This window comes from Clostridium sp. (assembly GCF_036639235.1).
Lineage (GTDB): Bacteria > Bacillota > Clostridia > Clostridiales > Caloramatoraceae > Clostridium_AB.
The window spans coordinates 1-13,554 of the sequence record NZ_JAVWJB010000045.1; the positions used below are offsets into that span (position 1 = coordinate 1).

Annotated in this window: 14 protein-coding genes; all 14 read right to left on the minus strand. The window is 30.3% G+C overall.

Features of this window, described 5'->3' with window-relative positions; translation table 11 throughout:
* Window positions 1-158: 158 nt before the first annotated feature.
* Window positions 159-1,973 (minus strand): adenine deaminase, encoded by a 1,815-nt coding sequence (locus RR539_RS09160; protein WP_332500360.1) that lies wholly within the window; start codon window positions 1,971-1,973, stop codon window positions 159-161.
* Between the two features lie 20 nt (window positions 1,974-1,993).
* Window positions 1,994-2,683, minus strand: a complete 690-nt coding sequence (locus RR539_RS09165; protein ID WP_332474330.1) for a cyclase family protein — start codon at window positions 2,681-2,683, stop codon at window positions 1,994-1,996.
* 204 nt (window positions 2,684-2,887) lie between these two features.
* On the minus strand, window positions 2,888-4,174 hold the full coding sequence (locus tag RR539_RS09170) for a DUF2334 domain-containing protein (RefSeq protein WP_332500361.1): 1,287 nt from the start codon (window positions 4,172-4,174) through the stop codon (window positions 2,888-2,890).
* 233 nt (window positions 4,175-4,407) lie between these two features.
* The gene (locus tag RR539_RS09175; protein WP_332474328.1) at window positions 4,408-5,076 is read right to left on the minus strand and encodes an ABC transporter ATP-binding protein; all 669 of its coding nucleotides are present in this window, start codon (window positions 5,074-5,076) and stop codon (window positions 4,408-4,410) included.
* Between the two features lie 14 nt (window positions 5,077-5,090).
* The gene (locus RR539_RS09180) at window positions 5,091-5,813 is read right to left on the minus strand and encodes a hypothetical protein (RefSeq protein ID WP_332474327.1); all 723 of its coding nucleotides are present in this window, start codon (window positions 5,811-5,813) and stop codon (window positions 5,091-5,093) included.
* A gap of 2 nt (window positions 5,814-5,815) precedes the next feature.
* Window positions 5,816-6,604 carry a hypothetical protein gene (locus tag RR539_RS09185; protein WP_332500362.1) on the minus strand — a complete coding sequence of 263 codons (789 nt, stop codon included), beginning with the start codon at window positions 6,602-6,604 and terminating at the stop codon, window positions 5,816-5,818.
* Window positions 6,604-7,356 carry a hypothetical protein gene (locus tag RR539_RS09190; protein ID WP_332474325.1) on the minus strand — a complete coding sequence of 251 codons (753 nt, stop codon included), beginning with the start codon at window positions 7,354-7,356 and terminating at the stop codon, window positions 6,604-6,606. The genes RR539_RS09185 and RR539_RS09190 overlap by 1 nt, the downstream gene beginning before the upstream one ends.
* 107 nt (window positions 7,357-7,463) lie before the next feature.
* The gene (locus tag RR539_RS09195; protein ID WP_332474324.1) at window positions 7,464-7,895 is read right to left on the minus strand and encodes a hypothetical protein; all 432 of its coding nucleotides are present in this window, start codon (window positions 7,893-7,895) and stop codon (window positions 7,464-7,466) included.
* Between the two features lie 227 nt (window positions 7,896-8,122).
* Window positions 8,123-9,145 (minus strand): hypothetical protein, encoded by a 1,023-nt coding sequence (locus tag RR539_RS09200; RefSeq protein ID WP_332474323.1) that lies wholly within the window; start codon window positions 9,143-9,145, stop codon window positions 8,123-8,125.
* A complete protein-coding gene (locus RR539_RS09205) occupies window positions 9,132-10,010 on the minus strand; it encodes an ABC transporter ATP-binding protein (protein ID WP_332474322.1) in 879 nt (292 codons plus the stop codon). The genes RR539_RS09200 and RR539_RS09205 overlap by 14 nt, the downstream gene beginning before the upstream one ends.
* The gene (locus tag RR539_RS09210) at window positions 9,997-10,395 is read right to left on the minus strand and encodes a GntR family transcriptional regulator (protein WP_332474321.1); all 399 of its coding nucleotides are present in this window, start codon (window positions 10,393-10,395) and stop codon (window positions 9,997-9,999) included. The genes RR539_RS09205 and RR539_RS09210 overlap by 14 nt, the downstream gene beginning before the upstream one ends.
* A gap of 11 nt (window positions 10,396-10,406) precedes the next feature.
* On the minus strand, window positions 10,407-11,018 hold the full coding sequence (locus tag RR539_RS09215) for a hypothetical protein (protein ID WP_332474320.1): 612 nt from the start codon (window positions 11,016-11,018) through the stop codon (window positions 10,407-10,409).
* 502 nt (window positions 11,019-11,520) lie between these two features.
* Window positions 11,521-12,339, minus strand: coding sequence for a hypothetical protein (locus RR539_RS09220; RefSeq protein WP_332474319.1), 819 nt, complete (start codon window positions 12,337-12,339; stop codon window positions 11,521-11,523).
* Window positions 12,340-12,350: 11 nt separating this feature from the next.
* The gene (locus tag RR539_RS09225) at window positions 12,351-13,520 is read right to left on the minus strand and encodes a U32 family peptidase (RefSeq protein WP_332474318.1); all 1,170 of its coding nucleotides are present in this window, start codon (window positions 13,518-13,520) and stop codon (window positions 12,351-12,353) included.
* Window positions 13,521-13,554: the final 34 nt, after the last annotated feature.

The following is a 13,554-nucleotide window of genomic DNA, read 5'->3' on the forward strand; positions in this document are numbered from 1 at the left end:
TCTTTGATTTTCAGGTATCGGATCTATGGAATTTTCCTCAACCTTGAAAGCTGCATCTGTTTTCACTTCACTCATAATTTCACTCCCCTTTAAACTTTTGTTTATATATAAGGAGCCTTATTTCTAAGACCCCTTTTATACCCCCTTTTATAACTCTTTTAATCTATAACTACAGGTAATGTACAGTAGTTATTAGCATCAACAATTCCCTTATCTGTTATCTTCCATTTAGGACTTGTTGTCAGAGATAAAAATGCTAAATGCATAAATGGAGCATGTGCCTTACACTCTAAATCAACCTTAACTGTTTCGTGAAGCTTAATCATTTTATCTGTTAGCTCATATGCGTTAAGTTCATCTGTCATAAGACCTGCTATTCTAAGTGGAATCTCATCTATTATGCTTCCACCCTTAGCTACAGCAACTCCTCCTCTCATTTCAATTACTCTATTAACTGCTACAACCATATCCTCATAATTTGTTCCTACGACTATAATATTGTGGGTATCATGTGATACAGTTTCAGCAAATGCACCCTGCTTCATATTAAACCCTTTAACAAAGGCACTTCCAATATCAACTTGCCCGTATCTTCCAATTACTGCTATAGGTAGAATATCTCTATCCACATCTGGGCTAATTACCCCATCTACAACATCTAACTCTTCTTCAAATGCTTCAGTTAGGTTTTGGTCTAGTATAAGACCTATACATCTAACCTTAGCCTTATCACCTGAAGCCTTAACAAGAAGATCCTCAACCTTTATAACTCCTCTATTAACTGAGTTTTTAACCTCATCTGGATATGTATACTCAGGTATATTTAAAAGTAATTTTCCATCCTTAGCTGCAAGGTCTCCCTTAAGGAATACACTTGAAACATTCATGTCCTCTAAAGGTGAATCTATTACTGCAATATCTCCCATTTTTCCTGGTGCTAAAACACCTATTTCAGGAAGGTTAAGCCATGTACTAGCATTTATAGTTGCCATTTGTATAGCTTCAACGGGGTCTACCCCTTCCTTTATTGTTCTTCTTATAATGTCATTCATATGTCCCTTTGAAACAATATCCTCTGCAAGCATATCGTCAGTTGCAAGTATTGCTCTTCTTGAATCAAGCCCTTCTTCAGTTACTGCTCTTATACATTCTGGCATGTTTCTTTGGGTTGAACCTTCCCTCATAAGCATATAAACACCATACCTTAACTTTTCAACAGCCTCTGCCTTAGAAGTTGTTTCATGGCAAGATACATCACATCCACCTGCTATAATGTGTGCTGCAAGTTCATTTTGGAAAAGTTCAGGTGCATTTCCGTCTACACCAAACCCATTTTCCCTTGCATAAACAGTTGAAATTATTGTATCTCTAAACACTGCTGGGTTATGCTTGTACACCCACTTAGCTGCACTAACTCCCTGAGTTTCCCCAATTCCTAAAACTGAAGGATATGAAAGCAGCTCTGGTATGTCACAAGAAGTAACATCATAACCTGCTGTTTCAAGTCCTGGTGAATCAGGAGTAAGAGCTGGAACCCTTAAGTACACATGATTTGGAAGAGTTTTAACCTCCTCTGCCATTGCCTTAATTCCAATTGGTCCAAGTACATTACCAATTTCATGTGGATCTGATATAAGACAAGTTGTACCTGTAGGTATTGATATTCTTGAAAACTCACTTGCTGTTAGCATTGCACTTTCAAAGTGCATATGTGAATCTATAAATCCAGGTGTTAAGTATTTACCCTTCATATCAAATACCTGAGTATTAGGTCCTATAAGTCCTTCGCAATTTCCAACCATTAAAATGTATTGTCCTGATAATGCAATATCAGCTTCATATATTTCTCTAGTAATAACATTTACTACATTTCCACCCTTAAGAACCTTATCTGCATATGTTTTATCATCCATTAAAACATCAACCATGTATTGTCTATCTGAAACCAATTTAAGTGATTTTTGAGTTAACATATTTTACACCCCACTTTTAATTATTCATCAAGTAATGCTACTGCACGAATTGGAGATCCTGTCCCCCCTCTAATCTTTAGAGGTAATCCCATGTATAAAAATCTTTTATTAACAACCTCTGAAAGATTACATAGATTCTCAGTATTAGTTATTCCATATTCTCCACAAACTAAATGTCCTGAGAAATCTAAATCGTCAGGAGTCTGATCTATTGCTGAAGAATCCACTCCTATATTCACAACACCTTTTTCAGCTAACCATTTAGCTGCATCATAACTAACTCCAGTGTAATGGTTTTTATATGCTTCTGTTCCATATGTTCTATCGAAGTGTCCAGTATACATTAAAAAGATATCACCCTTTCTAATTTCCTGGCCTGATTTTTTAACCGCCTCTTCTAAATCCTTTACCTCTATGTAATCTGGGTATCTTATATGTGTTAAATCAACACATATTGCACTTCCCCAAAAATATTCTATAGGCATTTGTTCCATGCTAGGCCCACCAGGCTTGTACTCTATAACAGCATCACTATGAGTTCCACAATGTTCACTCATAAGAATATTTCTAGCATAAAATCCTAATGTTTTACTTCCTGTTGCCTCCATATTTTGCTCGTGTGTTTGATTTGTCATGAAAAATGTTTTCTGGTGAATGCCAAACAACGGCATACCCTCATAAATTTCCTGAGATAAATCTACTAATTTCATAAACATCCCCCTAATTTTCAGAATTTTTTAAATTGTTTGCCATAAGTGAATTTTATTCCTGTCGACTATATAAGTCAATATTTTGCCTGAATTTTTGTAAATATTTTAAATTTTAGTCAAATTATCATATTTATTATAAATAAAATCAAATATGTATTAAATTTTAATTCAAAAAAATGTACACCATATTTGGTGTACATTTTCCTAAATATCATTTGTTGTTATTGTTACATGTCCTGTATCTTTTAATCCCTTTATTATGTTTGTAAGTGGTGAATCATCTAATATCTTATAATCCCCATATCCACTTTCATTAAGATCTCCAAGTTCTATAAATGGCATTTGAGCTGAGCCGTGGATGAATAAACTTGCTAGTATGTGCTTGTGTAAATAGTTTATTTTCTTAACTAAAGACTCTCCATTTTTATCTGTTACATATCCCATAGGTGCAGGTAGATATAGCTTACCTTCTCCTCTAAATCCTATCATTGGGTTAAGATTGTATGATGGTGAGTATGGCTCATATAGAATATTAAAATACTCTTCAATTATCCTCTGCTGCTTAGCTGTTGCTCCGTAGTGTGGGGATTCAAAGAATCCTATAGGTATGTTAAGGGTTTTTGCCTCTTTAATGCTGCTTTCAATAATGTTCCTTGTTTCCTCTTCAGATGAATTAATCTTTCTTGTTAGTTCCCATCCTGCAAGGCTTGGCTCACCTCCTGATTGGTGGGTATAACCATGAAGTCCTACCACTCCACCTCTATTAATAAGATGGTCTAACATATTTACAAACTGAACGTTGTCCATTGTAGGACTCTTAGACAGTTCATTGTCTACTCCCTTAGATGGATTAACGTATCTTGGCACCCAGGCAACATGGAACTTCATATTATTTTTATATAACTGGTCTCCGATTATCTTCATCTTTTCCTTAGCTATACTTGAACCACAGTATCCACCTGAAGATACATCCTCAAGTCTAATAAAAGCAGCTCTTCCAGTACTATTACTGCCTTTTGGTGTTAGATTTTTCTCTTCTCTAAATAGGTAAATCTTCTTACCTTCAATATCCCATCTATCCCTTAAATTAAGCATATTACTTATATCATTAATAGATATTAAAATCTCTCCATTTTGAGCTATAACTTCTCCCCTTAGAGAATACTCTTTATTGTTCTTTGTATATGTTTTTTTGTTCAAATCAAGGTTAATAACCTCTTTGTTAAAGGAAATTTCCTCCCCTTTAACCTCAGCTCCAATAGCTGATAATGTTTTATGTAGTTCACTATAATAACGAAGTCCTTTTTCATAAACATTAAGTTTAATCTCCTGTTTATTGTATAAAAACTTAATATCAGTTAAATTAATAGGGCTTTGATCCCCTTTGATTTCTAGATATTTATCAGTTTCTCCCCGCTTTATATTGTATGACTTATCTACAATTTCTCCATTTTTAACTTCTATATCCCTTATACTTCTAGTTGAATACACTATTATTGTTATAATAATAAACGCTAAAAACCCAGCTAATAATATTCCAATCCACTTTAATCCCTTAATAATATTACTCTTAATAATAATCCCCCTCTTTCTTCTTACTCTCTAAGTATAATACTATAATTTCATAGTAAATCAGTTACAAAAATAAAAAGGGAATGTTACTTAACACTCCCTTTTATAATTAAACAATAAAGCAAAACAACTATATAATTACTATTTAAACCTTAATTTATAAACTTAAAATACTCATTCTTTAATTCATCTGTAAATGGTATTACTCTTTTATTGTCAATTAAATATATCTTATCACAAAGCTTTTCTATATCACTATGATTATGACTAGTAATTAGAATTGTTTTTCCCTGTTTTTTACACTTTTCAATTATATCTATAATATCTTTATGTGTTCTAAAATCTAATGCATTAAAAGGCTCATCTAATATCAAGGTAGTTTGATCCTCCATTATAGCCTGAGCTATTCCAAGTTTTTGTTTCATTCCAAGAGAGTACTTTTTAACCTTAGTTTTATCGTCTGGATTAAGATTCAACTCCTCCATAGTTTTTCTTATTTTTTCCTTATCTATTTTATTTTGAATCATAGATAAATAATATAAATTCTCAAACCCAGTATATATATCAACAAATCCAGGTGAATTTATAAAAACCCCTGTGTTTTCAGGAAAATCAACATCCTTACCAACAACCTTATTGTTTACAGTTACCACACCGTTATCAGGTGGTACTACCCCTGCTATTATGCTAAATAAAACAGATTTTCCCGACCCATTTCCTCCAACAAAACCTATTGTCTCTCCATTATCTATACTAATATTCACATCTTTAAAAAGTATTTTGTTCTTAAACGTTTTGCTAATGTTTTCTAGTTTTATCACTATAATACCCCTCCTTAATTACTAAACATTCTAGCTTTTCCGTATCTATATAAAATAAATCTTGCCATTATAAATGTACCTACTAAAATTAAAAAAATTAGACTTATGTCAAAGCCACTATCCAGTTTGTAATATGCCATTCTCTTTACAGATGATATACCAAATGGTATATAGCAAGAAATCTCACTAGGTAGTCCAACCATCATATATCCTAATAGCATTATATAAAACGAAATTAGTGGTTTTTTTATACAAATACATAGGGTTATAAATACTTCTGCAACTACAACCATCTCTAATATCCATAGTAATGAAAAAAAACTGAAATTGGCACTTCCACTAACTATGTTAGCACCAAATAGTACTCCAATTACAAATGACACTAAAGCATATATTAAAGAAAATATTAATACACCTTTTATAACCGTAGATTCTAGTCTCCTTATCCAGTTTATTTTTTTACAATACCTTATAATGTGAGAACAAGCACCATTAGCAATTAACTTTTCATAGAAAACACCAATAGTATATATGATGAACAAGTTGGTTATAACAAACAAAGCCCATTGTGGTATAAATATTCCCCCAGGTATGTAACCTGCAAATGGAGATGAAAGCACGTATGCTACATCTATACCTTGAATAGTGAAATGCGTAATAGATAGAATAACTGATAATATTACAACAATAGTAATATTAAGCTTATTTATTAAAAATCTAGTTGTTAAATCCGTCACAACTACCTCCTAACCCATTTATTACCCCTAGTCATTACTAGAATAACAACATACATAATAAACACTATTTCTATTAATATAGTAAAAATACCACCATATATTCCCTTCTCACTTAGCACAAGTGGTAAAGATATATAGTAATTAGGATATAGATACCATATGTACTTAAAAATATCAAAACCAAAGGATAGTGGACCAACTATCACCATTTTAATGTTAAGTAAAAATAGTAATAAAATTATTACTTTTGATTTAAATCCATCCATTATATTAACAATATAATAATAGAATACTGATAAAAATAAGTATCCAAATATTAAATAGATAATAGATAATAGAATTATAATATTTCCGTATGTATCCTTATAATAAATAAATACAGATAAAAATTCTTTAGAAGGACTTATAAAGTTATATATAAAATTAGGCATTCCAAAAGCTTTATAACCTAATCCTCCGATTAAAATTCCTACTAACGAAATACCTACTGTAGCTATCAATAAATTCATAATACAATTGAGCTTATTACTTAAATAATTAGAGTAACTACCGTATCTAATTTGATCTAGTAATGTATTTTCATGAAACCTATTTAACCAAAACACTGACCACATTATAAAAATAGAAGTTTGAAATGTCATTCTGCCATTTAGTGTGAATATAAAATAGTCGCTAAATGAATTTCTTATATCCATATAGGGTGCATCTACATATGAGAAGATAACACTAAATATTAATATTAAAATTGGCAAAGGACCTTTTATATACTCATTAAAGTATCTATTTTTCATTAGATTAATTCCTTTCTCCTCTTTATACTACCTATAAAATTAACTAATATAATAAACAATATAAATAAAGTTAAACAAACTATTCTTTGAAACATGCTTACCTGTGGAAATCCATCTAAGCTCCCTGCAGCAACTAAACTTGTATACCCAAAAAACGGAGTTATTGTTCCAATTAAGTCACTTAAAAACCTATATAGTATTCCCCCTGTAGCAATAACAAAAAAGCTTTTTGTATTAAAGCTTAGTACAACAGCGCATATTGAATAAATAGCAAGTATACCCGCTCTCCATGCAGCAAGTAAAATAGAGTCAATATATGGTGACCCTAGGGTTATAGGTGGCAATACTGTAGTATCAAAAGGCGTCCCTAGACTTACAATGTTCCCCTTAAGTAAAACAGCTGCATAAAAAACAATTCTTTCACTAACAAACACAAGTAAGAAACATGAAAAAAATGTTACTATAAGAATGCTTAATTTATATTTACTAATTGATACTCTTGAACCTATATAATCACAAAAACCATTCTTCTTATCACTATAGTATATATATCCGTATATACAGGGTAATAGGAAAAAGGGGATTAATGCGCCTATATCTTTATTCGCAACCTTATATAATAAGACCCCATCTATATAAGGGGTGCTATCTGCAGTATTTTTAAGCGATATTAAACTTATAACCACTATAAAAATAAAACTTAATATGTATAATAGAATAATTCTTCTCAAAACCATTTTAATAGTATTCATTATTAACACCTCAAATATTATTAGAATAGGCCATTTATATATAAATGGCCTATTACTCAGTTGATAATCTAGTTTACTTTACTCCTTAACAAAGCCTTATAAAGCCTTTAGTTAGATTTCCAACTACCTCTACAAGTAGTTCCATAAATACCAGCATCAGATATAGGAGTTTTTGACTCTAATCTAACAGTTTGTCCTGCTCTTATACTCCCAACAGGAAGACTAGATCCTTGCCCTGGATATAACTCTAATGATGATCCTCCCACACCCATATTACTTACCATTCTAAAAGTAGCTCTTCTAGCATTAGTTGTACTACTTAATTTTACTGATCCATCACCATTCCATTTTTTTGTATCATATGTACTAGATGTACTTCCCCATCCTCCACCTGATGGAGAAATAGTTTCAAACGCTATGTAGACATCATTTCTAGCTTCTGCTGAATCTGTTATCTCCCCTGCAAATACTGATGCAGTAGAAACTAACATTAGCGCTACTAAAGAAACCCCTATTTTCTTTTTTGCATTTTTTAACATAATTTACCCCCCTTTTAAACTAGAACTCAACTATATTTGTATACTATCACTAATTTAAGTAAAATTTTGTATTTTTTTGTAGCATATTTGTAATTTTTTTGTAAAATTATATATTTTTTTATTTTATTTTAAATTATTTACATAATTCTTACTTAATTATATTTATAGTATTAATTAAATACATTTTTTTACAAATAAAAGGAGAATGCACTGCATTCCCCTTTTATTTAAAATGTTTCATTTAATTTCTTTACAATTTTATTAGTAACTTTAATTAGCAGCGGGAATGCAAGCACAGCCACTACCACAGGCGCATTATATGCAATACTAAAGTATGTGCCATAAAGTCCTACTATATTCATTCCTACTTCTATAACTAGTCTAGATACCCATTCTACACATACCATAACAAAAAAGTATATTCCAGTATAGACTAAAATCTTACTTACCTTAAATGGAAATAATCTTGCATAAATATCATTACTATACTTCTCAGCAATAAATATTATTAAGCAGTACAGAAGACCAATAATTCCTAGAGCTATAAATAGCCACCCTCTATACCATGTATTAAATATCATATCATTATATAATGTTCCTGATATTAAGAAAATGAATTCTCTTAATCCCTCTAATAAATAGCTTAAAATGTTTCCTACGAAGCTTCCTCCGTTAAAATTAAAAATATCTAATATTCTAAATGTCATATATAGTACAGAAGGTGCTCCAATAATAAAAACAACAATTGGAACCTTAATATCACCAAACATTAGATGCATTAAGTAAAGTATTCCTATAGTTAGAAGTCCAGATAGAATATATCCTATATGTGGTATTAAAACAGCACTATAGGGAAGTCCTCTTTCACTTAAAAACCCTAGGTTAAATAAATAGGTTACCGTCATTATTATTAGTGATACAAGTACTGCAGCTACAACTACAAATACTGCACAGCTTAACTTTGTATATATTATTTCGCTTCTCTTCATTGGCATAGAAGGTATATATCCTACCTCTGATCTATTAAATATACCTATGGATACTAAGGTTATTAGGGCTACTGCTGGATAAAAATATAGCATATACTCTTCTTCTATTATTCTTAAGCTTCCAACATTAGTTATTTTCCACAGGTCTAGTTGATTTAATAATAAGGTTGAAAATAAAACAAAGGCTGCTACCAAAAATACAAAAAACCCTATTAACTTTCTTTTTTGGTCGTATGCAATTGATTTTTTAAACCAGTTCACTATATTCACCTCCAACTGTATATAGGAACATATCTTCTAGAGACATTCCTACCTCCTCAATAAACTCAGCTCCAAGTGATTCAATATACCTGATAATACTACTATCATAGTTATTTGTAACTAAGTAGTGTACCCTTCCTATTTTTTCAATACTAACTATTGATGGGTGGTTAACACTTACTTCCCCCTTAAACATAACCTGAAGCTTTTTAACCTTTTGCTTTAAGTCATCAAGGGTTAATGAATATCTAACCTGTCCACTATCAAGAAGTGTTATGCTGTCACACATTCTCTCAAGTTCACTTAGATTATGTGAGGCTATAATAGCTGTTGCCTTGTTTTCGTATACATAATCCACTAGTATATTTAAAAACTTATTTCTTATTATTGGGTCAAGTCCATTAGTTGGCTCATCTAAAACAATAACCTTAGGCTGAATCGCAAGGCCTAGCATTATAGATAATCTCATTTTTTGACCCTTAGAAAGTCTTCTTACCCTAGACTTTATATTTATATTAAACTGCTTATTAAGATCATTAAACATATCCATAGAAAATTTAGGATAGGTTAACTTATAAAACTTTAATACCTCTGTTATTCTATATCCATTAAAGTAGTTATTTTCATCCTCAATATAAGCTAGAGCCTCTTTAATAGAATTATTATTATAAACCTCTTTACCATCTATTTTAACAAGACTACCCTCACCTTTGTATATCCCTGTTATACACTTTAATAGAGTTGACTTCCCTGAGCCATTAACCCCTACTATTCCATGAAGGTTACCATCCATAAAGTTAATATTTACATCTTTAAGTGCTACCTTATCTCCAAATGTTTTTGAAAGGTCTTTAACTTCTATCAACACCTTCACCTCCATCTAAGCTAGTGTACAGCTCCTTAATTATTTCACATAATTTATCATCTGTAAGATTTAAATACTTAGCTTCAAGTACAACACCCTTTAGAGCATTTTTTAAACTATCCATTCTTTCCTCCTCAAGCTTTGGCTTATAATTCTCACATATAAATGTTCCCTTACCTCTTAAAGTCTCTATTACTCCCTGTCTTTCAAGCTCCGTATACGCCTTAGAAACTGTGTTAGGATTAGTTGATAAAATACCTGCCATTTCCCTAATGGATGGAATCTTATCCCCCTTTTCAAAGGTTCCCTTTACAATAGCTTCCTTAATCCCAGACACTATCTGCTCATAAATAGGCATAGAACTTCTTGGATCAATTTTAATCATTTTCTTACCTCCTATTTATAAACGTTAACCACTTCTATCTCTAGGGTTCCACTTCCCCCTATTCCATAAAACACAGTACGATTTCTAGATCCCTCACCTTTTTCTATATCAAAGCTCCCACTTTCCTTACCTCTATAGCTTTCATAGTGTATTTTATAAAACTCTTGATAAGAAGCTTCTCCAGTCCCTTCATAGGGCGATTTTTTTATAATTTTTTCTTCTGTTTCCTTAACTATGTCTATATTTTTAGGCTTTGTTAACCATTTAAACTTAAACACTTCCTTTTTAACATTTTTAGAAGAGAAAAATTCATTAATTTGATTTCTTTTCGCTTCCCCTTGAGTGCTTTTTATCGCTGTAGTTTTAATAGCTTCAAATATGTCTCTTGAAGCAATACTTCCATTCATATCATTAAAGTTGATAACTATTTTAATGCTATTCTTATCAGCACTTACAAACCTTAAATTATCCCAGAATTGACTGTGTCTTATATATTTTGCTTTATTATAAAAAGCTTCATTAAAAACCTCTGACTTAACCTCTGGTCTATAGAATTTATAAAACACACTTCCCCCTAAGATGAAGATAATAGATACTAAAATTCCAATGTATAACTTTCTCATATCCTACCCTTTCCTTACTTATTTTTTAATATTTTCAACCCTTTTCCCTATAAATATCCCTAAAAACTACCCTCCCTATTTCCACTTTATAGTGTACTATATGTACTAGTACACTTAAAACATACCATACTGCTTTATTTTTTTCAATATATTTAATAAATAATTGTTATAGTTTTTTTCTATTATCATTTTTTAAAATTTCTGAATATTATATATTTTAGTCAAAAAGTGTGGATATGGTAATTGAATTGAATTTATGGAATATACTTAAAAATTAGGGTAAAAACAGAGAATTATTATATTTTTCATGTAATGTATAAGTGTTTCTAAAAAGTAGTGGTCAAAAAGTGTATGTAATTTATTGTATCTAGAATTTTCACTCCTTTGATTTATAGTTATTTCACCACTTTTCTTATACACCTAACTTATCAATAGAATAAAACAATAAAGCCACCCTGCTTTGTATATGCTTTAACATATTACAAAACAAGGCGGCTTTACTTTACACTCTCTCTGTCCACATACTATAATCACATATTATTATATCATCATATAGCTCTTGATTAAGCTTTTCTATATTATATTCTACACACTTTCTATCCACATTTATTTCACCTATTTTATATTGTATGATTTTACTCTCAATCATACTTTTTTTAGGCTTTTCTATGTATTTCCTACTCTCTTCAATAAATTTAGATATATTACACTCAACATTTTGATTATAATATCCATATAACATATTATAGTAATGTTCATGTATAATTTGATTTTTAGAATATAATCTATCGACTTCTACAACTATTTTTTTATCACTAAACACCTGTAAAATACTATTAAAATCCTCTTCACATATATAGTTTTGAGAAATAACTATATGACTTATACTCTCTGTATTATTTAATACATCAAAGAAAATCTTACTCTGTGAACTATTAATTTCTAATTGGGATGATATTACAACATTTATTTTATCACTATATTCATTACATAGAATTTCAATTATAAATGGATTGGATACCATAATATACTTAAACCCACAATTAATTATACTTTGTATATCCTTATTAATTTCACTAAATCCCTCAACTGTAAACTCCATATTTTCAAAGTGAAACATATCATATACATAACATAAATCAATACTTTTATTTAATTCACTGGCTCTATCATATGTAATCGAATTACTTTCTGATGCACTATATAAAAAACACTTTGACTGAAAATCCTTACTAAATCTAGTACAAAATATTCCTCTATTTTTATACCTTTCTATATATTCACTACAATCATATAAAGGTAAAAATAACTGTCTATCCATATGCCTTCCCCCTATTTATACTCTATTCTTTGAGCTTGAGATGTATTTAATTGTCTTATAAATTCAATTTTTGTTATCTTACTCTGCCACTGACGATTATTTTTTATATATTTATTTCTAATATCCTCAGGGAAAACCAGGCTACTATTACATGCACTTTTACAAACCTTACAACAACTACAATTTACTGAATGTACATCTGAAAACCAATATCTATTGTCTGTATACCCTATTTCAGGAACTGCCTCTAGTTTATTTCTAGGATATACATTATCCTCATCTGCTAGTAATTCAACCGAATTATTTATATTAGATTTTGATCCATATGTACCTAGTATTTCTTGTAAATTGTCACTTCTATCCTGATTTAAATATTCATCTATTACATTTAATATCCAGGAAGTACTTGCTAGTCTATCTAATAACTTAAAATTGTTATATCCTATATCCATATATTTTTTTATATCCCTTGGGCTTATCCATTTACCCATATATATTTGCTCAGGATTTATGCTTCTAATTCCTACGCATTTATTTCTATAATAACTAAAATACGGGGTTTCAATATCCTTATTTTTACTATGTGAGCCCTGCATACGTGTGTGTGCTTTTTGCCATGGACAGTTCATTATATATAGGTCGTTAGGTATTATTTTTAAAAGCATACTGCTACCTGACTTTATTCTCTTAAGCTCAGAAAAATTCTTAATTAAGTCATAATGAATAGTTGCTTCATTACATCCTATTTCTTCTAGGTATAATACTTCTTCAAGGGTTCTAGCCTTTAAATTTACCGATGCAGATATTTTAATATCCTTAAATTCTTTTCTTATATATTTTATTAAAAATGGATTACATAACGTAATTTTCTTTACTCCAATATCCATTAATTGTGCTATAAATTTTTTAAATGATACTAAATACTCTTCTTTAAACTCCTCATTCATTAAACTGGTATTGTTAATAACATAATTAAACTCTATACCCTTTTCATTTAACTTATTAAGTATAGTTTTTAATTGCTCTTCACTATTAATAATATTATTAGTTTGAGCCCTTCCCCCTCCAAAATCATCTATTCCTAAATTTCCAAAAAAACTTTCTATATATCCATCATATTTATCTATAACCTTATCTACTAACTCAATATCCCCGTTATATGGAACTGCAAACTTAATCACTTAATATCCCTCCAAATTTTATTTAATAAAAAAA